The following is a 25329-nucleotide window of genomic DNA, read 5'->3' as shown; positions in this document are numbered from 1 at the left end:
CTCTGTCGGCTGGTTGGCCGTCCAGGAAACCGGGCATCCCGGCCTGTACGAAGCCTCTCCTTCGTTTGGGAGCGTCCGTCGGGCGCTCGCCGGATCCGATCTCCGGTCCAGTCCGTGCGGGACGAGGGCCAGGGCGAGGGTCGGACCGGCAACCGGAAAACGGGCATCCCGGACGTACTGTCCGGGATGCCCTCCTCCACCGGGTTGACCGGTAGCCTCCAGGTGACAAATATGAATGCATTCATTCAGTCCTGATGGGGAGGCTCGGTCATGACCGGCAGCCGGATCGTGCGCGCACCGCGCGGCACCACGCTCACCGCCAAGGGGTGGCCGCAGGAGGCCGCGCTCCGCATGATCCAGAACAATCTGGATCCCGAGGTGGCCGAGCATCCGGAGCAGCTCGTCGTCTACGGCGGTTCGGGCAGGGCGGCGCGCGACTGGCGTTCCTTCGACGCGATCACCCGCACCCTGACCACGCTGGAGGGCGACGAGACGCTGCTGGTGCAGTCCGGCCGGCCGGTGGGGGTCTTCCGCACGCACGAGTGGGCGCCGCGGGTGCTCATCGCCAACTCCAACCTCGTGCCCGACTGGGCGAACTGGGAGGAGTTCCGCCGCCTGGAGGCCGCGGGCCTGACCATGTACGGGCAGATGACGGCCGGGTCCTGGATCTACATCGGCACCCAGGGCATCCTGCAGGGGACCTACGAGACCTTCGCGGCCGTCGCCGCCAAGCGGTTCGGCGGCACCCTGGCCGGGACGATCACCCTGACCGCCGGGCTCGGCGGCATGGGCGGCGCCCAGCCGCTCGCCGTCACCATGAACGACGGCGTGGTGATCTGCGTCGACTGCGACCCCAGGTCGATCGACCGGCGGATCGAGCACCGCTACCTGGACGTCAGGGCCAAGGACCTCGACGAGGCGCTGCGTCTGGCCTACGAGGCTCGTGACCTGCGCAGACCGCTGAGCATCGGCGTCGAGGCCAACGCCGCCGAGGCGGTGCCCGAGCTGCTCCGCCGGGGCGCCGAGATCGACATCGTCACCGACCAGACGTCGGCGCACGACCCGCTGATGTACCTGCCGATCGGCGTGGCCTTCGAGGACATGGCCGCCGAGCGGGAGAAGGACCCGGCCGGGTTCACGACGAAGGCGCGCGAGGCCATGGCCAGGCACGTCGAGGCCATGGTCGGCTTCCAGGACGCGGGCGCCGAGGTCTTCGACTACGGCAACTCCATCCGGGGCGAGGCGCAGCTCGCCGGCTACGCCCGCGCGTTCGACTTCCCCGGCTTCGTGCCCGCCTACATCCGGCCGCTGTTCTGCGAGGGCAAGGGCCCGTTCCGCTGGGCCGCGCTGTCCGGGTCCGCCCAGGACATCGCCAGGACCGACCGGGCCATCCTGGAGCTGTTCCCCGACAACGAGCCGCTGGCCCGGTGGATCCGGATGGCCCGGGAGCGGGTCCACTTCCAGGGCCTGCCCGCGCGGATCTGCTGGCTCGGGTACGGCGAGCGCCACCTGGCCGGTGAGCGGTTCAACGACATGGTGGCCTCCGGCGAGATCGAGGCCCCGCTGGTGATCGGCCGCGACCACCTCGACTGCGGTTCGGTCGCCTCGCCGTACCGGGAGACCGAGGGGATGGCCGACGGCTCCGACGCGATCGCCGACTGGCCGCTGCTGAACGCCATGCTCAACGTGGCCTCCGGCGCCGCCTGGGTCTCCATCCACCACGGCGGCGGCGTCGGCATCGGCCGCTCCATCCACGCCGGCCAGGTCACCGTCGCCGACGGCACCAGGCTCAGCGCCGAGAAGCTCAACCGGGTCCTCACCAACGACCCGGGCACGGGCGTGATCCGTCACGTCGACGCAGGCTACGACGGGGCCGTCACCGTGGCGCAGGAGCGCGGCGTCCGCGTCCCGATGCGCGAGTCCTGAAAAGCGCCTGTCCCGCCCCGGCGCGCCCGTCCTCACGCGGACGGCGCGCCGGGCCGGGTGGCGGGGGACGGGAATGCCCGTGGACGATCAGGCGGTTGGAGGTGACGTGGGGGACGCACTCGATCGACTTGTGGAGGGCCGGCGGCTGTCGCCGGTGCAGCGGCGGATCGCGCGTTACCTCGACGACAACCTCGCCGAGGCCATCTTCCTGTCCAGTGTGGAGCTGGCCGACCGGGCCGGGGTGAGCCAGCCGTCGGTGACCAGGTTCGCCATGGTGCTCGGTTTCGCGGGATACCCCGAGCTCAGGCAGGCGCTGCGGCCCTTCGTCGTGGGCGACCGGAGCCCGTCGCGGGCCAACGACCTGCAGACCGCGATCGACGTGGAGGTCGAGAACCTGCGGAAGGTCCGCGACGGCCTGGCCGACCCCTCGACCGTCGCGGAGCTGGGCGCCAGGCTGGCCGGGTGCGAGCCGCTGCCGGTGCTCGGGCTGCGGGTGTCGAGCGGGCTGGCCACCACGTTCGCCTACTTCGCGCGCCGGATCCACCCCGACGTCCGCCTGCTGACCCACGGCGGCTCCGAACTGGCCGACGGCCTGCACGCCGCCCGGCGGGCGGGAGCGGGCTGGCTGGTCGCGGTGATCCTGCCCCGCTACCCGGCCGAAGCCGTACAGGCCCTGCGGAGCGCCGGGGAGCTGGGCCTGCGGACGGCGGTGATCACCGACCGGCCGGACGTGCCGTTCGAGGCCGACGTGATCCTGGACGCCCCGGTCGGCGAGCGGCTGGTGTTCGACTCGCACGCGGCGCCGCTCGCCCTGGCCATGGTGCTGGTGGAGGCCATGGCGGACGCGGCGCCGCTGCGGACGCAGGCCCGGCTGGAGGAGTACGAACGGATGATCGACCAGGCCGGGGTCTTCGTCGACCGGCCGGGCGCGCCGGCGGGCTAGCCGGCGAGCTTGCGCAGCGAGCGGACCGACCAGGCCAGGGAGAGCGCGCCGAGCACGAGGAAGACGCCGAAGGCCACCGGGACCGTGCCGTCGGACAGGTCGCCGGCGAACAGGGAGCGGCCCGCCTCGACCGAGTAGTAGAGCGGGTTGAACCGGGCGGCCGTCTGCAGCCACTCCGGCCCGAGCGAGACCGGCAGCATCATTCCGGCGAGCAGGGTCAGCGGCAGCGCGAAGAACTGGACGAGCTGCGACATGCCGTTCTCGTCGCGGATCGCCAGCGCCAGGCCGTAGGAGAGGCTGGCGGCGAACAGGCCGGTCGCGGCCATGAGCAGCAGCATCAGGCCCAGGGCCGGCAGCGGCAGCCGCAGGCCCATCAGCACGGCCACCCCCATCACCAGGAGCGCCTGCAGGACGAGGACGAGCATGTCCTTCATCACGCGGCCGAGGATGATCGCCGGACGCCAGGCCTGGCTGACCGCGAGCCGCTCCAGCACTCCGTTGCGGGTCTCGTTGATCATGCTGAAGCCGGTGAACAGCGAGCCGAACAGGGCGATCATCATCATCGCGCCGGGCGTGAAGATCCTCAGCGCGTCGACCAGCGTCCCGCCCGGGACCATCCCGGTCAGCAGCGGGGCGAACAGCAGCAGGTAGAGCACGGGTTGCAGGATGCCGAACAGCGGCCAGACCGGGTTGCGGCGGACGTTGCCGAGCTCGTAGCCGAGGAACAGCATGGTGTGTCGGAACATGGGGGGTCCTCAGGGGTCAGGCGGCGTCGCGGAGGGAGCGGCCGGTGTGCCGCAGGAAGACGTCGTCGAGCGTGGCCCGGTCGAGGGAGATCGACCGGATCGCCAGGCCGCCGGCCTCCAGGGCGCGGAGCAGCGCGGGCAGGTTGTGCTCGCCGTCGTCGAGGTAGGCGCGCAGGCAGTCGTCCTCCGGCCGGGTCTCCTTGATGTACGGCTGGGCGTTCAGGAGCTCCCCGGCGGCGGCCAGGTCGTCGAGCCTGAGCGTGACGACGTCGCCCGCGACCTCCTTCTTGAGCTCCTCGGGGGTGCCCTCGGCGACGATCAGGCCGTGGTCGACGATGACCAGCCGGTCGCAGAGCGCGTCGGCCTCGTCCAGGTAGTGGGTGGTCAGCAGCACGCTGGTGCCCTGGTCGCGCAGGCTGCGGACCTCGTCCCAGAGATTGGCCCGGTTCTGCGGGTCCAGGCCGGTGGTCGGCTCGTCCAGGAAGACCAGCGGCGGCCGGTTCACCAGGCCGATGGCCAGCGCGAACCGCCGCTTCTGACCACCGGACAGCGACCTCACCGGACGGTCGGCGATCTCGGTGAGGCTGAAGGTCTCCAGCAGCTCGTCCGCACGGGTGTGCGCCTGGCTCCGGGAGAGCCCGGACAGGCGCGCCGACAGCAGCAGGCTCTCGCGGCCGGGGGCGTTGTCGTCCACGCCTCCGGCCTGGCTGACGTAGCCGATCCTCTCCCGGACCTTCGCGGCCTCCTTCACCACGTCGTGCCCGGCCACCCGGGCGGTGCCGGAGGTGGGGGCGGTGAAGGTGGCCAGCATCCGGACGGTGGTGGTCTTGCCCGCGCCGTTCGGGCCGAGGACGGCGAAGATCTCGCCCTCCCCGACGCTCAGGTCGATGCCCCGTACGGCCTCGACCTCCTCCGTCTTGCCTCGTCCACGTCTGGCGGTGAAGGTCTTGCGCAGCCCGTGCGCTTCGATGATCATGATTCTCCGTTTCGGGGGGTGGGTCCGGGAGCCCGACGAGTTCGGGTGTGCTCCGAGAGGGGCGTCCAGGAGGAGAGGCTGAGCCCTTCCGCAGGGGGAAGGGCAACCGGTTTTCAGGGGAGGTCGCCGTTCTTGACCTTCTCGGCGGCCTCGCCGACCCAGGTCAGCTGGGCCTTGAGCTGGAGGATGTTGAGCCGCAGGCATTCGTCGATGTGCCGGGGGGCGCCGTAGGCCTGCTTGCCGCCGATGGCGCGCTCGGTCATCCCGATGGCGAACTGGAGCTGGGCGGCCCTGGCCTCCATCGCCGAGGCCAGCTCGGCGGCCGAGAGCCGGTCCATGAAGGTGATCGCCACCTGGAACGGGTCCACGATCGGCTTGATCTCCCACCAGTGGCTGAGCAGGTGCCGCCCGAACTCGGCCCGGCCGACCTCGGTGATCGCGTAGAGGGTCTTGCCACCTTTGCCTTCCTCCATCCGTTCCAGCAGGCCCTCGTCGGCCATCTTGCCCAGCCCGTGGTAGATCGAGCCGTAGGCCACGTTGGCCCAGTGCTGGGTGCCCATGAGTTCGAGGCGGCGCCGTACCTCGTAGCCGTGGAGCGGGCCGTCGAGCAGCACGCCGAGAAGCAGAACACGAGTGGAAGACATGTGCAAATTTTTATTAAAATTTGTATACGATGTCAATCATGTGAGAGATCCGGACGCGACGACGACGGCGCCCCGCCGGGCTTCCTGGGCCCGGGGCCCGCCACGTTCCGGCTGGAGCGGTCCGGAGTAAGGTGATCCGCATGTCCGCACGACCGACCGCACTGGTCACCGGAGCCTCCCGAGGGGTGGGGGCCGCCGTCGCGCACGCCCTGGCCCCCACCCACGACCTGCTGCTCGGCGGCCGGGACGCCGAGGCCCTGGCCAAGGTGGCCGCCGGCCTTCCCGGCGCGCGTCCCTGGCCGGTGGAGCTCACCGCCGTCACCGAGGCCGACGTCGCCGGGATCGACCGGCTCGACGTGCTCGTGCACAGCGCGGGCACGGTGACCCTGGGGCGGATCGCCGAGACCCCCGCCGAGGTCTGGCGGCGGACGATGGACGTCAACGTGATCGCGGTGGCCGAGCTGACCCGGCTGCTGCTGCCCGCCCTGCGCGCGGCCCACGGCCAGGTAGTGATGATCAACTCGGGGGCCGGGCAGCGGGCCAACCCGGCCTGGGGCTCCTACGCGGCCAGCAAGTTCGCGCTGCGGGCCCTCGCCGACGCCCTCCGGCTGGAGGAGCCCGGCCTCAGGGTGACCACGGTCTACCCGGGGCGGGTCGACACCGACATGCAGCGCGGGGTGCGGGCCCAGGAGAACGGCTCCTACGAGCCGGAGAGATACCTGGCCCCCGACTCGGTGGCCCGCGCGGTGCTGGCGGCCGTGACGGCATCCCCCGACGCGCACGTCACCGATATCACCGTCCGTCCGGTGGGCGGGCCCGCGAGCTGACGGTGGCGCGGGTTCGCCAATGAATGACTCCATTCACATAATGGAGGGGTGTTCGACGAGATGTGGGGTGCCATCGCGCACCTCGGACGTGACGGCCGGACCCGGGGCTACCTGCGCGACGCGTGGTCGCCCGCCGATCTGGAGCTCCGTCAGTGGTTCCGCCAGGAGGCCGCCAGACGGGGCCTCGACCTGCGTGAAGACCGGAACGGCAACCTGTGGGCCTGGTGGGGCGACCCGTCGGACAGGCCGGGCGTCGTCACGGGCAGCCATCTGGACTCGGTACGGCAGGGCGGCGCCTTCGACGGCCCCCTCGGGGTCGTGTCCGCCTTCGCCGCCCTCGACACGCTGCGGGCCAGGGGCTTCGAGCCTCCCCGCCCGTTGGGGGTGGCCTGTTTCACCGACGAGGAGGGCGCCAGGTTCGGGGTCCCCTGCATGGGCTCCCGGCTGCTCACCGGCGCGCTCGACCCCGACCGGGCCCGCGGCCTGACCGACGACGGGGGCGACTCGATGGCCGAGGTGCTGCGCCGGGCCGGACGCGACCCCGGCGAGCTGGGCCGTGACGACGAGACCCTCAAGCACGTCGGCGTCTTCGTGGAGCTCCACGTCGAGCAGGGCCAGGACCTGGTCCACCGGGACGCCCCGGTCGGCGTGGCCGCCGCCATCTGGCCGCACGGCCGCTGGCGGTTCGACTTCCGCGGCCAGGCCAACCACGCGGGCACCACCCGGCTGGAAGACCGCGACGACCCGATGCTGCCCTTCGCCCGGACCGTGCTGCACGCCCGGCAGGCCGCCGAGCGGGGCGGCGTGGTGGCCACCTTCGGCAGGCTCCGCGTGTCGCCCAACAACGCCAACGCCATCCCCGGCCTGGTCAGCGCCTGGCTGGACGCCCGGGGCGGCGACGAGCACGCGGTCCGGGCGCTGGTCGCCGAGCTGACCGAGTTCTCCGGGGCCGAGGTCAGCGCCGAGTCGTGGACCCCCGTCGTCGACTTCGACGAGGTCCTGCGGGAGCGGCTCGCCGCGGTCCTGGGGGGAGTGCCCGTCCTGCCGACGGGGGCCGGCCACGACGCCGGAATCCTGGCCTCCGCAGGTGTACCCAGCGCGATGGTGTTCGTCCGCAATCCAACGGGAATCTCACACTCCCCGGACGAACACGCTGAGATGTCCGACTGTCACGCGGGGGTCGCCGCCCTCGCCACCGCCCTGGAGGAGCTGTGCCGGAGCTGAACTACTGGTGCGAGCTGGCCTGGTTACCGCCCGGCGAGGTCGTCGCGGGAGTGCTCGTCCGGGTCTCGGGCTCCCGCTTCGCGGAGATAACCCCCGGCATGGCCGAGCCGCCCGCTGGGGCCGTCCGGCTCGACGGGCTGACCGTCCCCGGACTGGCCAACGCGCACTCCCACGCCTTCCACCGGGCCCTGCGCGGGGTGACGCAGCGGGAGAAGGGCAGTTTCTGGACCTGGCGCGAGCAGATGTACGGCGTGGCCGCGACTCTGGACCCCGACTCCTACCTCAGGCTGGCCAGGGCCACGTTCGCCGAGATGGCGCTGGCGGGGGTCACCAGCGTCGGGGAGTTCCACTACCTTCACCACGGTCCGGGTGGCAGGCCGTACGACGACCCGAACGTCATGGGGCACGCGCTCGTCCAGGCCGCGCGGGAGGCCGGCCTGCGCATCGCGCTGCTGGACGCCTGCTACCTGAGCGGCGGCTTCGGCACCCCGCTGGCCGGCACCCAGCTCCGCTTCGGCGACGGCGACGCCGACAGGTGGGCCGTGCGGGTCGAGGCCCTCGCGGCCGCCTACCGTGGCGCGCAGGACGTGGAGATCGGCGTGGCCGTCCATTCGGTCCGCGCGGTCCCCTCCGAGCAGATGCCGACGGTCAGCAGGTTCTCCCATCACCACGCGCTCCCGATGCACGTTCACGTGTCCGAGCAGCGCGCCGAGAACGCGGCCTGCGTGGAGATGTACGCCGCCAGCCCGGTCCAGGTGCTGAACGAGCACGACGTGCTCGGTCCCCGCTCCACCGCCGTGCACGCCACGCACGTGTCCGACGTGGACATCGCGCTGCTCGGCCAGTCGGGCACCCGCGTCTGCATGTGCCCGACGACCGAACGCGACCTGGCCGACGGCATCGGCCAGGCCAGGACGATGGCCGAGGCGGGCTCGCCGATCACGCTCGGCTCCGACAGCCACGCGGTCATCGACCTGTTCGAGGAGGCCCGCGCGGTCGAGCTGGACGAGCGGCTGGCCACCGAGCGGCGCGGCCACTGGACGGCCGCCGAGCTGCTCCAGGCCGCCACCGCGGCCGGGCACGCCTGCCTGGGCTTCCCCGACGCGGGCACGCTCGTGCCGGGCGCGTGGGCCGACCTGGTGTCGGTGCGCCTGGACTCGGTCCGTACGGCGGGCGCGTCCCGGAGCGGAGCCGCGGAGACGGTGGTCTTCGCCGCGACGGCCGCCGACGTGCACTCGGTGGTGTCGGGCGGCCGCCATGTGGTCGCCGAGGGCCGGCACGTCCTCGGCGACGTGGGCGCGATGCTCGGCGAGGCGATCGCCGAGGCCCGTGGGGAGAGCGCGTGAGCACGCGGCGGACAGGGAGGGGTGAGGGAGCGGTGAGCACGCTCTTCGACCGGATCGGACTGCTCTACACCGGCGATCCGGAGCGGGAGGAGATCGAGGACGCCGCCGTCGTCGTCGAGGACGGCCGGGTGGTGTGGGCCGGGGCCGCCGGCGCGGACCCGGGCGCCGACGAGCGCGTGGACGTGGACGGCCGGTGCGTGATCCCCGGTTTCGTGGACAGCCACGCCCACCTGGTCTTCGCCGGCGACCGCACCGCGGAGTTCACCGCCCGCATGTCGGGGCGGCCCTACACCGCCGGCGGGATCCGCACCACGGTCGCGGCCACCCGCGCGGCCGGCGACGCCCTCCTCGCGGAGCGGACCGCCGCCCTGGTCGCCGAGATGCTCGCCCAGGGGACCACCACCGTCGAGATCAAGAGCGGCTACGGCCTCACGGTCGAGGACGAGCGCCGGTCCCTGGAGATCGCCCGGCGGTTCACCCGGGAGACCACCTACCTGGGCGCGCACATCGTCCCGCCGGACGCCCCCTCCGCCGACGACTACGTCCGCACGGTCACCGGGGAGATGCTGGAGGCCTGCGCGCCGTACGCCAGGTGGGTGGACGTGTTCTGCGAGCGCGGAGCGTTCGACGCCGACCAGACCAGGGAGATCCTGCTCGCCGGGACCAAGGCCGGGCTGCTGCCCCGGATCCACGCCAACCAGCTGGGCGAAGGGCCGGGCGCGCGGATCGCCGCCGAGATGGGCGCCGCCTCCGCCGACCACTGCACCCACCTGACCGACGAGGACGTCTCCGCGCTGTCCTCGGCCGGGGTGGTGGCCACCCTGCTGCCCGGCGCGGAGTTCTCCACCCGCTCGCCGTACCCGGACGCGCGCCGGCTGCTGGACGCCGGGGTGACCGTCGCGCTGGCCACCGACTGCAATCCCGGCTCCTCCTTCACCTCGTCCATGCCGTTCTGCCTGGCGCTGGCCGTCCGGGAGATGCGGATGACACCGCTGGAGGCGGTCAGGGCCGCCACGTACGGCGGAGCCACGGCACTGCGCCGTGACGACGTCGGCACGCTGAGGGCGGGGGCCCGCGGCGATCTGGTGATCCTGGACGCCCCCTCCTACGTCCATCTGGCCTACCGGCCGGGGGTACCGCTGGTGGCGCAGGTGTGGAAGGAGGGACGGCGCCTGGTTTGAAACCCCGAGAACGGGGGCAGCCGCAATGCCTGTGGCGTCACGTTCGGAGACATCCTCCTCAGGGAGGAAATTCAAACCCTTCTCCGGGCGTACTTTTTTAGGGAATCTTTGCCCTGATCCGAGCGTTGATTAGGCAAGCGACATGTCCGCACGCGCGGGGCTTCGGGCGAGCGTGCGGGCATGCCATAAGCAGGCGGAGCGAGGTGCCATCGGATGGCAAGGCCGACGGGGAATCGGACGCAGGATCAGCACGTCTCGGATCGAGACCTGCTCGGGACCTACCTGGCTGAGATCGGGCGGGTCCCCCTGCTCACCGCGGAGGAGGAGGTCGAGCTCGCCAAGCGGATCGAGGCGGGCCTCTTCGCGGAGCAGTTGCTGGACGGCGGGCTGACGGAGCCGCGGATCGCGGACGCCGCCGACGAGGAGCTCGAACGGCTTGCTGTTTCGGGGCAGCGGGCCAAGGATGAATTCATCCAGGCCAATCTACGTCTTGTGGTGGCGGTCGCGCGCAAATACTCCGGCAGGGGAATGCCGTTGATCGATCTGGTCCAGGAAGGAAACCTGGGCCTGGTCCGGGCGGTCGAGAAATTCGATTACCGGCGCGGTTACAAGTTCTCCACATATGCCACCTGGTGGATCCGCCAGTCGGTGGGGCGGGCGATCCACGAGCAGGCCCGGCCGGTCCGGCTGCCCACCCACGCCGGTGAGCAGATGACCCGGCTGATGCGGGTCCGGCGCGACATGCTGGCCGAGTTCGACCAGGAGCCGACGGACGCGGATCTGGCCGCGGTGCTGGAGCTGCCGATCGAGCGGGTCCGCGAGCTCCGCCGCTGGGCCTCCGACCCCGTCTCCCTCCAGCTCGGCGTGGGCGACGAGGACGAGACCGAGCTCGGCGACATGATCGCCGACGAGACGTGGGCCGATCCCGAGCAGCAGGCCATGGACATCCTGGAGCGCGAGCGCCTGGAGCAGTGGCTGACCGGCCTGGAGGGCCAGACCCGGGAGATGCTCCGCTGGCGCTACGGCCTGATGGACGGCCGCGAGCACACGCTGACCGAGGTCGGCGAGCGCTACGGCATCGGCCGTGACCGTGCCCGGCGCATCGAGCGCGACGCGCTGGCCCGGCTGCGGAAGATGGCCACGGCGGCCTGACCGGTCATCGCGCCCGGGGCCTACTGCAGCACGCGGAATCCGAAACGCCGGTCGCCCTCGCCCGGGGCGCCGGCGTCGCCCTCACTGATCACCAGGCTGTTGCCCTCGCCCGCGTAGAGCTGCAGGTTGCGGTCGGGCCGGCCGGGGTGGTGGATGCTGTTGTAGCCGTCGGGGAGGCTGTTCCAGCTGACGCGGGTGGGGCTCGCCTCCCACATCTGGGTGGCGCGGCCGGCGTCGCAGGGCTGGATCTCCAGTATCCCGGCACCGTCCCGGACGTCCAGGCACCGCCCGTCGCCGGTGACGAGGTGCCGGGCGAGGGCGTCGTAGCGCCACACGGTCGTGGGATCGCTGTCGCACGCCCGGTTCTTGGGAGTGGACAGCGGGGTGACCGGGCTGTCCTGGGACCAGCCCACGCAGCGGGTGGGGTCCGTCGACAGGAAGATCTGGAACTGCCCGGCGGGCAGGGCCCCGGCGTGGGCGGGGACGGCGGGCAGCAGGAGGCCGGCGGCGGCGAGCGGCACGGCGGCACGCAGGGAACGGATCATCGCTCTTCCTGGTCGGTGGGGGCGCGGGCACGGAGAGTGGCGTGGTGAGGCCCACGCCACCGTCACTCATAGTAGTGATGTGAGAGCTCTGAGTGATGATTGCCGCCGCGTGGCCGTCCGCCGTCTCCGCGGCCGGTCTCCGCGCCCCCTGCGGCCCGGAGCCGTGCCGGACGTCACGGCTTGGCGAACTTCTCCAGGTCGTCGAGGATCTTGCCGGCGGCGGTGACGCCGATGCCGAGCATCCAGGTCTCGTCGTCCACGCCGTGGGCCTTGCCGTCCTTGACCGCCGGCAGGTTCTTCCAGAGCGGGCCCCCGGTGACCGTGGCCTGGCTCTGCGCCGCCTGGTCGCCGTAGGCGCTGTAGAAGAGCACGTCGCCGTCCGCCTGGGAGAGGTTCTCCTGGCTCAGCTCGCCGAAGCGCTTGTCCTGGGCGTCCGCCAGCCGCTGGGGTTCGGGGCGGCCGAAACCGGCGTCGCCGACGACGATGCCGCTGAACGAATCGGGGCCGTACATCCGGATCTGGGTGGGCATGAAGCGCACGATGCTGACCTCGACCGCGTCGGATCCGCCCAGCGACCGCGCCCGGGTCTGGTAGTCGGCGAGAAGCTTCTCCGCCTGCGCCTTCTTGCCCAGCGCGTCGGCGTCGAGCAGGAGGTTCTCCTTCCAGGTGATCCCGACCTTCTCGGTGAACACGGTGGGCGCGATCTGGTTGAGCTTGTCGTAGAACTGCTCCTGCCGGAACTTCGTGCCGAGGATCAGGTCCGGCTTGAGCGCGGTGATGGCCTCAAGGTTGGGGGCCTGGAGGGTGCCCACCGGCTTGGTGGCGTCCAGCGCGGAACCCAGGTATTTCGGCCAGGCCTGGTTTTCGGCCGCCTGTGCCGCGCCGACCGGTGTGAGGCCCAGTGAGGCCATGGTGTCGAGCTTGTCGGTGTCGAGAACGATGACCCGCTTGGGAGATTCGGGCACCTTCGTCTCGCCCATCGCGTGCTTGATCGTCCGGGTCGGACCTGCGGCGGCCTGGTCATCGCCGGAGGAGCCGCAGGCCGCGAGGGCGACGGTGGACAGCAGAACGGCGGCCGCGGCCTTGGCCAGGCGGATGGTCATCGAATCCCCTTAGAGGTTTAGGTAAGGCATGCCTAAGCATAGTTATGGTCATCTTCAGGCCAAGACCCGCCCCGTCCGAAACACCCTCGAAACACCACGTCGCCGAGATTCACAGATGCGAAACACGCACGGTTGAGACCTGAAACGGCGGAAGAACACGCTTTGGCGCAACGTCAGTGCGCGGCCGGTCGACGGAGCCCAGGAAGCGTTCACTGCGACAGTGAAATCGGCCACACGCCATTTGTAAGGGAGGGTCGCGTCGAATGAAGATCGATGGCGGCACCACTGCCTGGATGCTCACAGCCACCGCGCTGGTGTTGCTGATGACTCCTGGGCTCGCGTTCTTCTACGGGGGCATGACCAGGGCCAAGAGTGTTCTCAACATGATGATGATGTCGTGGGTCAGCATCATCGTCGTGACGATCACCTGGGTCCTCTACGGCCACTCGCTGGCCTTCGACGCCGTCGGCGACGGCACGGGCATCGTCAACAAGTTCATCGGCGGTCTTGACAACATCGGCCTGGCCGGGATGGTGGAGACCGCCACGAAGGATGACGGCACGGGCATGCCGAGCCTGGTCTTCTCCATGTTCCAGATGACCTTCGCGATCATCACGGTGGCCCTGATCAGCGGCGCGCTCGCCGACCGCGTCAAGTTCGGCGCCTGGGTCGTCTTCGGGATCGTCTGGGTGAGCCTCGTCTACTTCCCCGTGGCCCACTGGGTGTGGGGCGGCGGCTGGCTGAGCAGCCTCGGCATCGAGGACTTCGCCGGAGGCACGGTCGTCCACATCAACGCAGGCGCCGCCGCCCTGGCGGTCGCGCTCGTGATCGGCAAGCGCGTCGGCTGGGGCAAGGACCCGATGCGGCCCCACAACCTCACGCTCGTCCTGCTGGGCGCCGGTCTGCTGTGGTTCGGCTGGTTCGGTTTCAACGCCGGCTCCGAGCTCGCCGTGGACGGGACGACCGGCCTGGCGTTCATCAACACCCAGATCGCCACCGCGGTCGCCGCCGGTGCGTGGCTCCTGGTGGAGAAGCTCCGTGACGGTCACTCCACCAGCCTCGGTGTGGCCTCGGGCGCCGTCGCCGGTCTGGTCGCCATCACCCCGGCCTGTGGCTTCGTCGACCCCTGGGCGGCGTTCGTCATCGGCGCGATCGCCGGTGTCGCCTGCGCCTACGCGGTCGGCCTGAAGTACAGGCTCGGTTACGACGACTCCCTCGACGTGGTCGGCGTCCACCTGGTCGGCGGTGTCGTCGGCGCGGTGGCGCTCGGTTTCGTCGCGGCCTACCCGTTCGCCGACGGCCAGGAGAAGGGGATCCTCCTCGGGGGCCCGCTCTCCCAGCTCGGCGTGCAGGTGCTGGGGCCGGTCGCGGTCGGCCTCTACTCCTTCGTCGTGTCGTGGGTCATCGCCAAGGTCATCGACAAGACGATGGGCTTCAGGATCGGCACCGAGGAAGAGATCGCCGGCATCGACATCACCTCCCACGCCGAGACCGGTTACGACCTCGGCACCATCCACTCCTCGGGCGTGGCCGCCGTCAACGGTACGGCCGCCGTCCCGGCGTCCAAGAAGGTCGGCGCATGAGACTCATCACCGCGGTCATCAAGCCCTTCAAACTCGATGACGTGAAGGCAGCCCTGGAGCAGTTCGGCGTCAAGGGCATGACGGTCAGCGAGGCCAGCGGGTACGGCCGCCAGCGCGGTCACACCGAGGTCTACCGGGGCGCCGAGTACCAGGTGGACCTGGTGCCCAAGGTCCGGCTGGAGGTGCTCGCCGAGGAGGACGACGCCGAGGACGTCATCGACGTCATCGTCAAGGCCGCGCAGACCGGCAAGATCGGCGACGGCAAGGTCTGGTCCGTTCCGGTGGACACGGTCGTCCGGGTCCGCACCGGAGAACGCGGACCCGAGGCGCTCTAACCGGTGAGAGGCGACACTCGCTCGTACGCCGCGGCCCGTAAGGAACGGGCCGCGGACATCGACCGGTGGCTGACGGACCTGCTCAGGACCGCCTGCGGCACGCCGTACGGGCGCACCGGGAAGAACGGGGAGCACAGGAACACCGACGAGCGCGGCGCACTCAGCGGCGTCGCGCTCGTCGCGGTGGGGAGCCTGGGCCGCGCGGAGCTGGCCCCGGGCAGCGACCTGGACCTGGTCCTGCTGCACGACGGCCGTGACGACGTGGCGCGCATCGCCGACCGCGTCTGGTATCCCGTCTGGGACTCCGGCGTCGGCCTCGACCACTCGGTGCGGACCGTGGAAGAGGCCGCCATGGTCGCGCGGGACGACCTCAAGGCGGTGCTCGGGCTGATCCAGGCCCGGCACGTGGCGGGGGACCCCGAGCTGACGCGCGCGGCACGCGAGAGCGTGCTCTCCGAATGGCGGGCCGACTCCAGGCGCCGCCTGGGCGAGCTGCGCGACGCCGCCGACAAGCGTGCGGAGGCGAGCGGCGAGCTGGCCTTCCTGCTCGAACCCGACCTCAGGGACTCACGCGGCGGGATCCGCGACGTGCAGGCGATGCAGGCCGTGGCCGCGGCCTGGGTCGCCTCGGCCCCGGGCCCCCGCGTCCGCGAGGCCTACGAACTTCTGCTCGACGTACGGCACGGCCTGCACCTGGTGACCGCCCGGGGCGCCGACCGGCTGGTGCTCCAGGAACAGGACGCGGTCGCCGGGACGCTGGGCCTGCTCGACGCCGAGGCGCTGATGCGCAGGCTCGCCGAGGCGGGCCGTACCGTCGCGCACGCCTTCGACGCCACCTGGCGCACCGTCGACCGGCTGCTGTCGGGTCCCGCCCCGAGGGGCCGCCGACCGCTCGCCGACGGCGTCGTCGAGCACGGCGGCGAGGTCGTGCTCGCCCGCGGGGCCGACCCGCGCAAGGACCCCGTGCTCGTGCTCCGCGCCGCCGCGGCCGCCGCCGAGGCGGGGCTGCCCCTCGCGCCCGCCACCGTGAACGCGCTGGCCGCCCAGTCCCCGCCGCTCCCGGTCCCGTGGCCGGACGACGCCCGCGACGCGCTGGTCGCCCTGCTCGGCGCGGGACGCGCGGCGGTGCCGGTCTGGGAGGAACTGGACCAGGCGGGGGTGCTGGTCCGGCTCCTGCCCGACTGGGAGCGGGTACGGCACCGCCCGCAGCGCAACCCCGTGCACCGCTACACCGTGGATCGGCACCTGATCGAGGCCGCCGCCGGAGCCGCCTCCTTCACCCGCGAGGTGTCCCGGCCCGACCTGCTGCTCATCTCCGCGCTCCTGCACGACATCGGCAAGGGCTGGCCCGGCGACCACTCGACCACCGGCGCGGTCGTGGCCCGCGACATCGGCGCCCGGATCGGCCTGTCCCCGGCGGACGTGGACACCCTGGAGACCGTGGTCCGCCACCACCTGCTGCTGCCGGAGACGGCGACCCGCCGCGACCTGGACGACCCGGTGACGATCTCCCGGGTGGCCGAGGCCGTCGGCTCGCGCGAGGTCCTCGAACTGCTGGCGGCCCTCGCCGTGGCCGACGGCAACGCGACCGGGCCGGCCGCCTGGAACTCCTGGAAGGCCTCTCTGGTCACCGACCTCGTGCGCCGGGTGCGCTCGGTGCTGTCCGGCACCCCGCTGCCGCCCGCGCCGGCGCTCTCGGCCGCGCAGGCGTCCCTGGCCCGGCACGGCGGCGGCGCCGTACGGGTCAACGGGGGAGCGGTCACCGTGGTCGCGCCGGACAGGTCGGGGCTGCTCTGGCGCGCGGCCGGGGTGCTCGCCGCGCACCGGATGGTGGTCCGCGCGGCCTCGGCCGCCTCGGCGGGATCGACCGCCGTCATCGAGTTCTCGGTCGTGCCCGAGTACGGTTCGCCGCCCGATCCGGCGACGCTGGAAGCGGATCTGCGGCTGGTCCTGGCCGGCCGGCTCGACATCGAGCAACGCCTGGCCAGAAGGACCCGGTCGCTGCGCCCCGCCCGGGTGCCGGTGGCGCCGCCGCGGGTCACCCTGGTGGACGACGCGTCCAACACGGCGACCGTCGTGGAGGTGCGCGCGCACGATCGCCCCGGACTGCTGTGGCGGATCGGCAGAGCTTTTGGGGACTGTGGTCTTGACGTACGCGCCGCGCGTGTGGAGACTCTCGGCGCAGAGGCGGTGGACGTCTTCTATGTTGTCGACAGGGCCGGACGTCCTCTGACCGACGAGGCCCAGCGGGCACAGGTGCGGGACCAGGTGCTCGCCGCTCTGCGATAACCATCGACCATCGTTCTCTTGTCACCTTCGTAACGATTAAGTCCGGTTTGTCGGTTATGCCGATTATGTCCCGTGACCTTGTGGTCTGATGTTGACCACTTATGTCGTGATGGTGAGGGGTAGCGAGAGCGGTGACGACGGCGACATCCGAGGGCGGCGGTGCTTCGGCACGCGACCGCGGCAAGCGGCCTGCCGCCCGGTTCGGCTTGCGGAACTGGCGTGTGCGGTCGCGCCTCACGGCTCTGATCCTGGTACCGACCGCGGTGGGCGTCGTGCTCGCGGGCACCCGCGTGGTCGCCTCCGTCGACAGCGTGGCGGGCTACCAGCGGACCGCCTCGGCGGCCGAGTACTCCGGCGACATCCGCGACCTGGCCCAGGCCCTCGGTCTGGAACGTGACCGGAGCGCGTGGTCCTCCTTCCAGACCTCGAACAAGGGACTGAAGGACAGCGCCGAGGCGCAGAAGAAGACGGTCGACGCGCTGGTCGGCAAGGTCCGGCTCGACCTGCAGGCGATCGACGACTCCTACGGCGTCCGGACGGCCGAGGCCGCCAGAGACGTGGGCTACCAGCTCTCCGGCCTGAAGGAACTGCGCCAGATACCCGGGACGAACCGTACGGAACGGTACGGCATCCTGATCGCCCCGCTGCTCCAGCTCCACGAGGAGCTCACGCTGGTCAGCGACGACCCGGAGATCATCGGCAACACCCGCGCGCTCAGCGCGCTGGCCTACGCCAAGGAGGAGGTCTCCAAGCAGCGCGCCCGCCTGCTGGCCGGCTACTACGTGCCCTCCCTGGTCAACGCCCAGGAGATCGAGAAGTTCATCGCCTCCCGGTCCCGCATGGAGGAGTACAAGGCGGACTTCGGCGTCGAGGCGACCCCGGAGAACGGCCAGCTGCTCGTCAAGGCCATGATCGACGAGAAGGTGCACCGCGCCGAGCTGACCAAGTCCAGGGCGATCGTGCTGGCCAGCGACCCGCGGAACGAGGGGCGCCTGCTCTCGGACTTCGACGAGGTCAAGCAGTGGTTCTCGGACAACGGCGCGATCATCGACCGGATGAGGAAGGTCGAGGTCAAGGTCGCCGGTGACGTGATCACCCGCGCCCGGGTGCTGGAGGACACCGAGCAGCGCAACGCGATCATCGCGTCCGGGCTCATCCTCCTGCTGCTGCTCCTGGTCCTCGGTCTCACCGTCCTCATCGCCCGCTCGATGGTCCTGCCGCTGCGCCGCCTGCGCGCCGAGGCACTGGACGTCGCCGGATTCACCCTGCCCGAGGCCGTACGCAGGCTCCGGGTCTCCGGAGACTCCCAGACCCCCGAGATCGCCCCCATCTCGGTCGACGGCAAGGACGAGATCGGGGAGGTCGCCAAGGCCTTCGACGAGGTCCACCGGCAGGCCGTACGGCTGGCCGCCGAGGAGTCCGAGCTCCGCTCCAACATCAGCGCGATGTTCGTCAACCTGTCGCGCCGCACCCAGACCCTGGTCGAGCGGCAGATCTCACTGATCGACGGCCTGGAGAAGGGCGAGGAGGACGGCGGCCGCCTGTCGGACCTGTTCAAGCTCGACCACCTCGCCACCCGCATGCGCCGCAACTCCGAGAACCTGCTGGTCCTCGCCGGTCACGAGCCCCCCCGCAGGCGCAGCCAGCCGGCCAAGCTCGTCGACGTCGTGCGCGCCTCGCTGTCGGAGGTCGAGGACTACGAGCGGGTCCAGGTCAAGGTGCACCGCACGATCTCGGTCGCCGGGAGCGCCGCCAACGACATCGTCCACCTGGTCGCCGAGCTGGTGGAGAACGCCATCCAGTTCTCGCCCCGGGCCAGCCAGGTCGTGGTCTCCAGCAGCATGATCGAGGGCGGCGGCGCGCTGCTCGCGGTCAGCGACGCCGGCATCGGCATGACCACCGAGGAGCTGATCGAGACCAACCGGCGCCTGGCCGACCCGCCCGTCGTCGACGTCTCGGTGTCACGGCGGATGGGACTGTTCGTGGTCGGCCGGCTGGCCCTGCGCCACGGCATCCGCGTCCAGCTCCGCCCGCAGGAGGCCAGCGGCCTCATCGCCATGGTCCTCCTGCCGCCGGAGCTGATCGTCGAGGCGATCCAGCCGCCGTCCATCACCCCGTCGTGGGGCGCCGAGCCGCGGGCCCCGCAGCCTTCCCCGGACCAGAACCCCTTCGCTCAGACCTCCTTCGGCCAGACGTCGTTCGGGCAGACGTCGTTCGGGCAGGCCTCGATCCCCCCGGCCTCCTCGTTCGGGCAGACCTCGCTCGGGCGCACTCCCGGCCCGCAGGCCTTCCCGTCCGGCTCCACGTCGTTCCCCGGCGACCAGCCGGTCCCGGGCCACAGGCAGCCGCTCCCCGCGGGCCCGCCCGGCGCTCCGGCGTCGGCCGCCGGCTACCCCCTCCCCAAACGTCCGGTCCCGGGGGCGAACGCCGCCGGGAGCGTTCCAGCTCCGGGTTTCTCCTCCTGGGGGCAGAACTCCCAGGACGACCCGGCGGCCGCGTCGATGCCCGCCGTACGGGTCTCCCCGCTCGAATCCGAGCAGGAGGAGTTCCTGCCGATCTTCGCGTCCATCGAGTCGGCCTGGTTCCGCCGGGCCGAGGACACCGGTGAGCACGCCGTCGTCGCCGGGGAGCCCGCGCGGCACACGGGCTCCCCGCTGACCGATCCGCTCGGCTCCGAGATCGAGGCCCCCACGCCTCCGGACGGCCTGCCGGTCCACGAGCCGGCCGGGGAGCCGGTGGAGGCCCGGGAGGCGGGCGGCTGGCAGACCCCGGCCGACGCCGGCTGGCAGGCGGCCCAGGCGGCGAGCGACCCCACCCTCGGCGGGATCACCTCGGCGGGCCTGCCCAAGCGGACTCCCAGAGCCAACCTGGTGCCCGGCGCCGCGGCCGCCGTGCCGTCCAGCCCGATGCCTTCTCTCTCACCCGAACGGGTACGTAGCCGCTTGTCGAGTTTCCAACAGGGTGTACGGCGGGGCCGTGCCGAACTGAACGAGGACACCGCCAGGAGCCTGGCGGACAGGGAGGAGGGCTCGTGACGACCCTGAGCCATGAGGCGCGCAGGTTCGACTGGCTGATCACCGAGTTCGTCCGCGCCACCCCCGGCGTCGCGCACGCGGTGTGCGTCTCGGCGGACGGGTTGCGGATCGCCAGCTCGGAGGGGTTCCCGAACGACCGCGCGGACCAGCTCGCCGCCGTCGCGGCGGGCCTGCTCAGCCTGACCGTGGGTGCGTCCCGCGTGTTCGAGGGCGGGGCAGTCACCCAGACGGTGGTCGAGATGGAGCGCGGCCTGATGCTGGTCATGGCGATCAGCGATGGCTCCGTGCTCGCCGTGCTGGCCTCTCCCGAGTGCGACATGGGTCTGGTGGCCTACCAGATGACCCTGCTCGTCGACCGGGCCGGCCAGGTGCTCACCCCGGCCCTCCGGGCCGAACTGCAGTCCTCCCGGGGGCGGTAGTGGCCGAGCTCTTCACGGGAGAGGGACGTGCTCGGGAGTGACGGAACCGGGGACGAGGAGCCCCTGTTCCGTCCATACGCGGTCACCGGCGGCCGATCCGAGCCCCGGTATCACATGGCGATGGAGACGCTGGTCTCCTCCTCGTTCATCATGGAGGAGGAACTGGCCCTGCTCACCCCCGAGCAGGACGCCATCATCAGGCTGTGCCGTTCGTTCCGGTCGGTCGCCGAGATCTCGGCGCTGCTGAGGGTCCCGCTCGGGGTGGCCCGTGTGCTGGTGGCGGACATGGCCGACGAAGGCCTCGTCCGTCTCCACCAGCCACGTCTCGACCAGGGACAACCGGACCTCAACATGCTCGAAAGGGTTCTCAGTGGACTTCGCAGGCTCTAACCATGGCGGCCTGACATCGACGAAGATCGTCGTGGCGGGCGGGTTCGGCGTCGGCAAGACCACGTTCGTGGGCGCCGTGTCGGAGATCCTCCCCCTGACCACGGAGGCGGTGATGACCGACGCCAGCGCCGGCATCGACGACCTCGGTCTCACCCCGAACAAGGCGACGACCACGGTCGCGATGGACTTCGGGCGCCTCTCGCTGGACCGGGACCTGATCCTGTACCTGTTCGGCACGCCCGGCCAGCACCGGTTCTGGTTCATGTGGGACGACCTCGTGCGCGGCGCGCTCGGCGCGGTCGTCCTGATCGACACCCGGCGGCTGGCCGACGGCTTCCCGGCGATCGACTACTTCGAGGAGGCCAAGCTCCCCTTCGTGGTCGGCGTCAACGGCTGGGACGGGCAGTTCCAGCACACGGAGGAGGAGGTGCGGGAGGCCCTGGCCCTCAGCCCGCACGTTCCCATCGTGCGCACCGACGCCCGCTCCCGCCCCTCCGTCAAGGGCACGCTCATCACGCTGGTCGAGCACGTCCTGCGGGTCCGCGCGGCCTCCGGCATGCCGGCCTGAGCCCCCGGGTCCTATCGGGACCGGGGCGTCCGGCTACGGCGTGCTCCCCGCAGGCGGCCTCCTGAGTGGAGCCTGCGGATCGTGTCGGCCGCCTCGGTGCAGGTGGCCGGAGTCACGGATCACCCTGGGCGATATTTCCGGGGTGCCGCAGATTTGCGGCACCCCATGTCCGTCGGGGGAGCCGGCGGGTGTCAGGCGGGCAGCCAGTCCTTCCACACGATCTTGTTCGCCTCGATCCACTTGCGGGCCGCCTGGTCGGCACTCAGGCCGCCGGTCATGTCGTCCGCGACCGCGTTCTGCTGGTCGTTCGTCCAGGTGAAGTTGCGCACCAGCTCGTAGGCCCTGCCACCGGTGTCGGCGAACCTCCGGCTCACGATCTTGTCGAGCAGGTAGGGCGGGTAGTCGCAGGCGATCTTCGCGGCGTCGGCGTCGCAGCCGATCGCGTAGGGAGGGAGATTGATCTTCGCCAGCTTGATCTGGGTGAACAGCCACTGCGGTTCGTAGAAATACATCAGCAGGGGAGTACGCCGCCGGGTCGCCAGTTTCGCGGCCCTTATCAGAGCTTTCTCGCTGCCCGCGTAGACGACCTTGTAGTCGAGCCCGAGATTGCGGACCAGCGCCTCGTCGTTGGTGACGTAGGAGGCGTCCCCGTCGAGGAGCTGACCGAAATTACCTGATTTATCAGTCTTAAATAGGTGGGCATACTTGTTGAGCTTCCGCCAGTCGGTGATGTCCGGGTACCGGTCGGCCATCCACTGAGGGACATACCATCCGATCACCCCTTTGTTTCCGTTTCTTCCGGCGGAGACGGCGACTTTCCTCTCCTCGATGTAGGTCTTCTTCTCGGCCTCGTGGCCCCAGTTCTCGACGATGACGTCCACCGTGCCCTTTTCGAGCCCCTCCCATGATTCGGCCTCGTTGAGCTCCACCCTCCGCACCTCGTAGCCGAGCTCCTGTTCCAGGAGCCGGCCGAGGACGGCCGCGCTGGCCTCGTAGCCCGCCCACCCGTTGATGGCGATCTTCACGGTGCCGCCGGTCTGCGGGGGCGCCTCCTGCTCACCGCTGCACGCGGTGAGCAGGAGGAGCGCCGCGGCGACCCCGGCGAGTTGTCTTCTCACGGAATCGGCCGATCGTTTACGCGGGGATCCAGGAGGCCCAGACGGCCGGGTTGGCCTCGACCCACTTCCTGGCCGCGTCCTCGGGGCTCAGCCCTTCGTTGGTGATGCCGTTGGCCACCGCGTTCTGCGCCTCGTTGGTCCAGGAGAAGTTCTTGACCAGCTCGTAGGCCTTGCCGCCGGTGTCGGCGAACCGCTTGCTCGCGATCTTGTCGAGATCCAGCTCGGCGTAGTCGCAGGCGACCTTCTTGGGGTCGGCGTCACAGCCGTCGGTGTGGGGCGGCAGGTTGACGCGGACCAGGTCGACCCGGTCGAACAGCCAGTGCGGGTCCCAGAAGTAGAAGAGCAGCGGCTTCTTCTGCCGCTGGGCCTGGGTGGCGGACTCGATCAGCGCCGCCTCGCTGCCGCCCACGACCACCTTGTAGTCCAGCTTCAGATTCTTGATGATCGCTTCTTCGTTGCTGACGTAGGACGGGTCGCCGAAGAGAAGCTGACCCTTGCCGCCCGACTCCGAGGTCGCGAACAGGGCGGCGTACTTGTTCAGGTTCTTGTAGTCGGTGATGCCGGGATACTTCTCCGTCATCCACTTGGGGATGTACCAGCCGATGACGCCCTTGTTGCCGGTGGAGCCGGCCTCCACGGCGACCTTCTTCTCCTCGATGAAGGTCTTCTTCAGATCGTCGTGGCCCCAGTTCTCCACGATGAGGTCGACGTCGCCGCTCTCGAACCCCTCCCAGGAGACCTGCTCGGCGAGCTCCTTCTTCTCGACCTTGTAGCCGAGCTCCTTCTCCAGCAGATAGGAGAGCACCGCGGCGCTGGCCTCGTAGCCGGCCCACGGGTTGATGGCGATCCTCACGGTGCCGCCCGCGGCGGGCGCCGATGATCCGGCGGCGCCCGTGGACGTCCGTGCCGTGCCGGTGCCGGTCTCCACCTTGGCGCCACCGCAGCCCGCGGCGGCCAGTCCAAGTGTCAGAACGCCGGCGAGCAGGCGGACCCTGCGTCCGATCCTCATGCGATCCTCTTCTTTAGGGGGACTTTCGGGGGGAAGGGCGCCCATCGGCGCCCTGCGTGATCCGGTCGAGCATGATCCCCAGCAGCACCGTGGCGACCCCGGCCGCGAAGCCCATGCCGAAGTCGGTGCGCTGGGAGAATCCGGAGACGACGTCGTAGCCAAGGCCGCCCGCGCCGACCAGCCCGCCGACCACGACCATGGCGAGCGTCATGACGATTCCCTGGTTGGCGGCGAGCAGGATCGCCCGGCGGGCCATCGGCAGCCGCACCTTCCACAGCAGCTGCCGGTCGGTGGAGCCGCAGGAGCGCGCGGCCTCCACGGCGACCGGCGACACGTTCCTGATCCCGTCCTCCACCAGCCGGACGACCGGCGGCACCGCGTAGATCACCGAGGCGAAGATCGCGGTGAACCGGGTCGCGCCGAACAGCGCCAGCGCGGGCAGCAGGTAGACGAAGGCGGGCATGGTCTGCGCGGTGTCGAGCAGCGGTCGTTGCACGGCGGCGAACCGGGGGGAGCGGGCCGCCGCGACGCCGAGCGCGAGCCCGGCGACCAGGGCCGGCACCACCCCGGCCAGCACGGTGGTGAGCGTCTCCATGGTGTGCTGCCAGAGCCCGAGCAGGGCCGTGGCGAGCAGGCAGCCCACCGCGACGGCCGCCGGGCGCGCCCCCGCGGCCCGCCACCCGGCCGCGAGCACGACCGCCGCGACCAGCCACCAGGGGGCGGTGGTGAGCACGGTCTGCAGGGGGTTGAGGAGCGCTTCGGTGACGCCGTTCCTGATCGCCTCCGTGGCGCCGTACCAGGAGAACTTGGCCCAGTTCACGGCCTCGTTCACCGGTCCGGCGAAGCGGAGCACCCACTCCCGGGGGAACTCGGCGGGCAGGAGGCGGGCCGCGATCCCGGTGACCAGGAGGATCCCCGCCGGGACGGCGAGCCGGGGCAGGAAGGAGGAGGCACCGGGCGGCACCGGCCCGCGCGCCGCGGCGGCCATGGTGATCCGGTCCAGCACGACGGCCATCACCACGATGGCGATGCCCGCCGGGAGCATGACGCCCACGTCGGCCCGGGAGAGCCCGCGGATGATGTCCGAGCCCAGCCCCGGTGCGGCGATCAGCGCCGCGATCACCACCATGGACAGCGCCATCATGACCGTCTGGTTGATCGCCAGCGCGATCGTGGCGCGCGCCATCGGGAGGTGGACCTTGCGCAGCGTCTGCCGGCGGGTGGCGCCGAGCGAGGTGGAGGCCTCGACGGCGGACGGGGAGACCTGCTCGACGGCCAGCGCGGTGATCCTGATCGCCGGAGGGATCGAGTAGATCATCGTGGTGATCGCGGCCGACGCGGGCCCGATCTGGAAGAACAGCACCATCGGCGCCAGGTAGGCGAACGTCGGCATGATCTGCATGACGTCGAGGACCGGGGTGAGCAGGCGGCGCAGCCGTACCGAACGGCCCGCGGCCACGCCCAGGGGCAAGCCGATCAGCAGCGAGAGCAGGACCGCCGCGAGCACGAGCGCGAGCGTGTCGACGCTCGCCTCCCACAGCCCCAGCACCCCGAACGAACCGGTCCCCAGCACGGCGACCAGCGCGGTCCGCCGGCCGCCCGCCAACCGGCCCAGCGCGCCCGCGGCCCCGATCAGCCCCACCCAGCCGAGGCCGTCCAGCACCAGGTGGAGGACGTCGTAGAGCCCGCCGACGGCCAGTCGCACGTAGTTGACGAAGAACAGGAAGACCGGGCTCTCGTTGCGGTTGGCGTCCACCCAGTCCCGCACGTCGTTGACGGCCCCGAACTGCGCGGCGTCGTCGTCGTGGGGCAGCGGCGCGGTGCCCCGGAAGAGCAGGTAGGCGGCCACGGCCACGGCCGCGCCGGTGAGCGGCGCCAGCCAGGGCGGCAGCGGCCTCCGGGAGCGGTGGGCGGGCGGGGCCGCCCGGGCGGGGGAGAGCGCGGCGGGCGGCGAGGTCATGCGCCGGCTC

22 protein-coding genes are annotated in these 25329 nt (G+C 71.3%); 14 read left to right on the top strand and 8 right to left on the bottom strand.

The window, feature by feature from the left end:
* The first annotated feature begins 270 nt into the window (after window positions 1–270).
* Window positions 271–1926 (top strand): urocanate hydratase, encoded by a 1656-nt coding sequence (hutU, locus tag CA984_RS14305; protein WP_086572138.1) that lies wholly within the window; start codon window positions 271–273, stop codon window positions 1924–1926.
* Window positions 1927–2032: 106 nt separating this feature from the next.
* Window positions 2033–2869 carry a MurR/RpiR family transcriptional regulator gene (locus tag CA984_RS14300; RefSeq protein WP_242675943.1) on the top strand — a complete coding sequence of 279 codons (837 nt, stop codon included), beginning with the start codon at window positions 2033–2035 and terminating at the stop codon, window positions 2867–2869.
* Here CA984_RS14300 and CA984_RS14295 read toward each other — a convergent pair.
* From CA984_RS14295 to CA984_RS14285, 3 genes are all read right to left on the bottom strand, one after another.
* On the bottom strand, window positions 2866–3615 hold the full coding sequence (locus tag CA984_RS14295) for an ABC transporter permease (protein WP_086572134.1): 750 nt from the start codon (window positions 3613–3615) through the stop codon (window positions 2866–2868). The two genes, CA984_RS14300 and CA984_RS14295, sit on opposite strands and share 4 nt — an antisense overlap.
* Before the next feature lie 16 nt (window positions 3616–3631).
* Window positions 3632–4591 (bottom strand): ATP-binding cassette domain-containing protein, encoded by a 960-nt coding sequence (locus tag CA984_RS14290; protein WP_207620864.1) that lies wholly within the window; start codon window positions 4589–4591, stop codon window positions 3632–3634.
* 113 nt (window positions 4592–4704) lie between these two features.
* Window positions 4705–5235 (bottom strand): PadR family transcriptional regulator, encoded by a 531-nt coding sequence (locus tag CA984_RS14285; RefSeq protein WP_086572132.1) that lies wholly within the window; start codon window positions 5233–5235, stop codon window positions 4705–4707.
* Between the two features lie 140 nt (window positions 5236–5375).
* On the opposite strand from CA984_RS14285, the gene CA984_RS14280 reads away from it, so the two are divergent.
* The 5 genes from CA984_RS14280 to CA984_RS14260 all read left to right on the top strand — a co-directional run bounded on the left by CA984_RS14280 (window position 5376) and on the right by CA984_RS14260 (window position 10965).
* A complete protein-coding gene (locus CA984_RS14280) occupies window positions 5376–6062 on the top strand; it encodes an SDR family oxidoreductase (protein ID WP_086572172.1) in 687 nt (228 codons plus the stop codon).
* Window positions 6063–6122: 60 nt separating this feature from the next.
* Window positions 6123–7286 (top strand): allantoate amidohydrolase, encoded by a 1164-nt coding sequence (locus CA984_RS14275; RefSeq protein WP_086572170.1) that lies wholly within the window; start codon window positions 6123–6125, stop codon window positions 7284–7286.
* A complete protein-coding gene (locus CA984_RS14270) occupies window positions 7274–8632 on the top strand; it encodes a formimidoylglutamate deiminase (RefSeq protein ID WP_207620863.1) in 1359 nt (452 codons plus the stop codon). Before CA984_RS14275 ends, CA984_RS14270 begins: the two co-directional genes overlap by 13 nt.
* A 32-nt stretch (window positions 8633–8664) precedes the next feature.
* Window positions 8665–9813, top strand: a complete 1149-nt coding sequence (gene hutI, locus CA984_RS14265; RefSeq protein ID WP_086572128.1) for an imidazolonepropionase — start codon at window positions 8665–8667, stop codon at window positions 9811–9813.
* Window positions 9814–10026: 213 nt separating this feature from the next.
* The gene (locus CA984_RS14260) at window positions 10027–10965 is read left to right on the top strand and encodes a sigma-70 family RNA polymerase sigma factor (RefSeq protein WP_086572126.1); all 939 of its coding nucleotides are present in this window, start codon (window positions 10027–10029) and stop codon (window positions 10963–10965) included.
* Between the two features lie 20 nt (window positions 10966–10985).
* Here CA984_RS14260 and CA984_RS14255 read toward each other — a convergent pair whose 3' ends face one another.
* Window positions 10986–11510: an RICIN domain-containing protein gene (locus CA984_RS14255; RefSeq protein ID WP_086572124.1), complete on the bottom strand. Its 525-nt coding sequence runs from the start codon at window positions 11508–11510 to the stop codon at window positions 10986–10988.
* A gap of 173 nt (window positions 11511–11683) precedes the next feature.
* The gene (locus tag CA984_RS14250) at window positions 11684–12613 is read right to left on the bottom strand and encodes an ABC transporter substrate-binding protein (protein WP_086572121.1); all 930 of its coding nucleotides are present in this window, start codon (window positions 12611–12613) and stop codon (window positions 11684–11686) included.
* 263 nt (window positions 12614–12876) lie between these two features.
* On the opposite strand from CA984_RS14250, the gene CA984_RS14245 reads away from it, so the two are divergent.
* From CA984_RS14245 to CA984_RS14215, 7 genes are all read left to right on the top strand, one after another.
* Complete coding sequence (locus tag CA984_RS14245) at window positions 12877–14196, top strand: ammonium transporter (protein WP_086572119.1); 1320 nt, start codon at window positions 12877–12879, stop codon at window positions 14194–14196.
* The gene (locus tag CA984_RS14240) at window positions 14193–14531 is read left to right on the top strand and encodes a P-II family nitrogen regulator (protein ID WP_012888521.1); all 339 of its coding nucleotides are present in this window, start codon (window positions 14193–14195) and stop codon (window positions 14529–14531) included. The genes CA984_RS14245 and CA984_RS14240 overlap by 4 nt, the downstream gene beginning before the upstream one ends.
* A gap of 3 nt (window positions 14532–14534) precedes the next feature.
* Window positions 14535–16820: a [protein-PII] uridylyltransferase gene (locus CA984_RS14235; protein WP_086572117.1), complete on the top strand. Its 2286-nt coding sequence runs from the start codon at window positions 14535–14537 to the stop codon at window positions 16818–16820.
* Window positions 16821–17041: 221 nt separating this feature from the next.
* Window positions 17042–19855, top strand: a complete 2814-nt coding sequence (locus CA984_RS14230) for a sensor histidine kinase (protein WP_108724574.1) — start codon at window positions 17042–17044, stop codon at window positions 19853–19855.
* Complete coding sequence (locus CA984_RS14225; RefSeq protein WP_086572113.1) at window positions 19852–20274, top strand: roadblock/LC7 domain-containing protein; 423 nt, start codon at window positions 19852–19854, stop codon at window positions 20272–20274. The genes CA984_RS14230 and CA984_RS14225 overlap by 4 nt, the downstream gene beginning before the upstream one ends.
* Window positions 20275–20301: 27 nt before the next feature.
* Entirely contained in the window at window positions 20302–20664 is a 363-nt protein-coding gene (locus tag CA984_RS14220) for a DUF742 domain-containing protein (RefSeq protein ID WP_031158931.1), read from the top strand.
* The gene (locus CA984_RS14215) at window positions 20645–21232 is read left to right on the top strand and encodes a GTP-binding protein (RefSeq protein ID WP_086572111.1); all 588 of its coding nucleotides are present in this window, start codon (window positions 20645–20647) and stop codon (window positions 21230–21232) included. Before CA984_RS14220 ends, CA984_RS14215 begins: the two co-directional genes overlap by 20 nt.
* A gap of 191 nt (window positions 21233–21423) precedes the next feature.
* Here CA984_RS14215 and CA984_RS14210 read toward each other — a convergent pair whose 3' ends face one another.
* The 3 genes from CA984_RS14210 to CA984_RS14200 all read right to left on the bottom strand — a co-directional run.
* Window positions 21424–22350 (bottom strand): ABC transporter substrate-binding protein, encoded by a 927-nt coding sequence (locus tag CA984_RS14210; RefSeq protein ID WP_086572109.1) that lies wholly within the window; start codon window positions 22348–22350, stop codon window positions 21424–21426.
* Between the two features lie 16 nt (window positions 22351–22366).
* Window positions 22367–23359 carry an ABC transporter substrate-binding protein gene (locus CA984_RS14205; protein ID WP_086572107.1) on the bottom strand — a complete coding sequence of 331 codons (993 nt, stop codon included), beginning with the start codon at window positions 23357–23359 and terminating at the stop codon, window positions 22367–22369.
* Between the two features lie 13 nt (window positions 23360–23372).
* Window positions 23373–25329: ABC transporter permease (locus CA984_RS14200; RefSeq protein WP_341351712.1), on the bottom strand; the 1957-nt coding region annotated here is incomplete at its 5' end.

Origin of the sequence: Streptosporangium minutum, assembly GCF_002149035.1 — a bacterium.
GTDB lineage: Bacteria > Actinomycetota > Actinomycetes > Streptosporangiales > Streptosporangiaceae > Streptosporangium > Streptosporangium minutum.
Note: the sequence above shows the minus strand (reverse complement) of the source record. Positions and strands in the feature narration are given on the sequence as shown.

Bases quoted from the DNA above. Each gene is read 5' to 3' on its own strand.
- hutU (WP_086572138.1), top strand. From the start codon at position 271: ATGACCGGCAGCCGGATCGTGCGCGCACCGCGCGGCACCACGCTCACC.
- CA984_RS14295 (WP_086572134.1), bottom strand. From the start codon at position 3,615: ATGTTCCGACACACCATGCTGTTCCTCGGCTACGAGCTCGGCAACGTC.
- CA984_RS14290 (WP_207620864.1), bottom strand. From the start codon at position 4,591: ATGATCATCGAAGCGCACGGGCTGCGCAAGACCTTCACCGCCAGACGT.
- CA984_RS14285 (WP_086572132.1), bottom strand. From the start codon at position 5,235: ATGTCTTCCACTCGTGTTCTGCTTCTCGGCGTGCTGCTCGACGGCCCG.
- CA984_RS14280 (WP_086572172.1), top strand. From the start codon at position 5,376: ATGTCCGCACGACCGACCGCACTGGTCACCGGAGCCTCCCGAGGGGTG.
- CA984_RS14275 (WP_086572170.1), top strand. From the start codon at position 6,123: ATGTGGGGTGCCATCGCGCACCTCGGACGTGACGGCCGGACCCGGGGC.
- CA984_RS14260 (WP_086572126.1), top strand. From the start codon at position 10,027: ATGGCAAGGCCGACGGGGAATCGGACGCAGGATCAGCACGTCTCGGAT.
- CA984_RS14255 (WP_086572124.1), bottom strand. From the start codon at position 11,510: ATGATCCGTTCCCTGCGTGCCGCCGTGCCGCTCGCCGCCGCCGGCCTC.
- CA984_RS14250 (WP_086572121.1), bottom strand. From the start codon at position 12,613: ATGACCATCCGCCTGGCCAAGGCCGCGGCCGCCGTTCTGCTGTCCACC.
- CA984_RS14245 (WP_086572119.1), top strand. From the start codon at position 12,877: ATGAAGATCGATGGCGGCACCACTGCCTGGATGCTCACAGCCACCGCG.
- CA984_RS14240 (WP_012888521.1), top strand. From the start codon at position 14,193: ATGAGACTCATCACCGCGGTCATCAAGCCCTTCAAACTCGATGACGTG.
- CA984_RS14205 (WP_086572107.1), bottom strand. From the start codon at position 23,359: ATGAGGATCGGACGCAGGGTCCGCCTGCTCGCCGGCGTTCTGACACTT.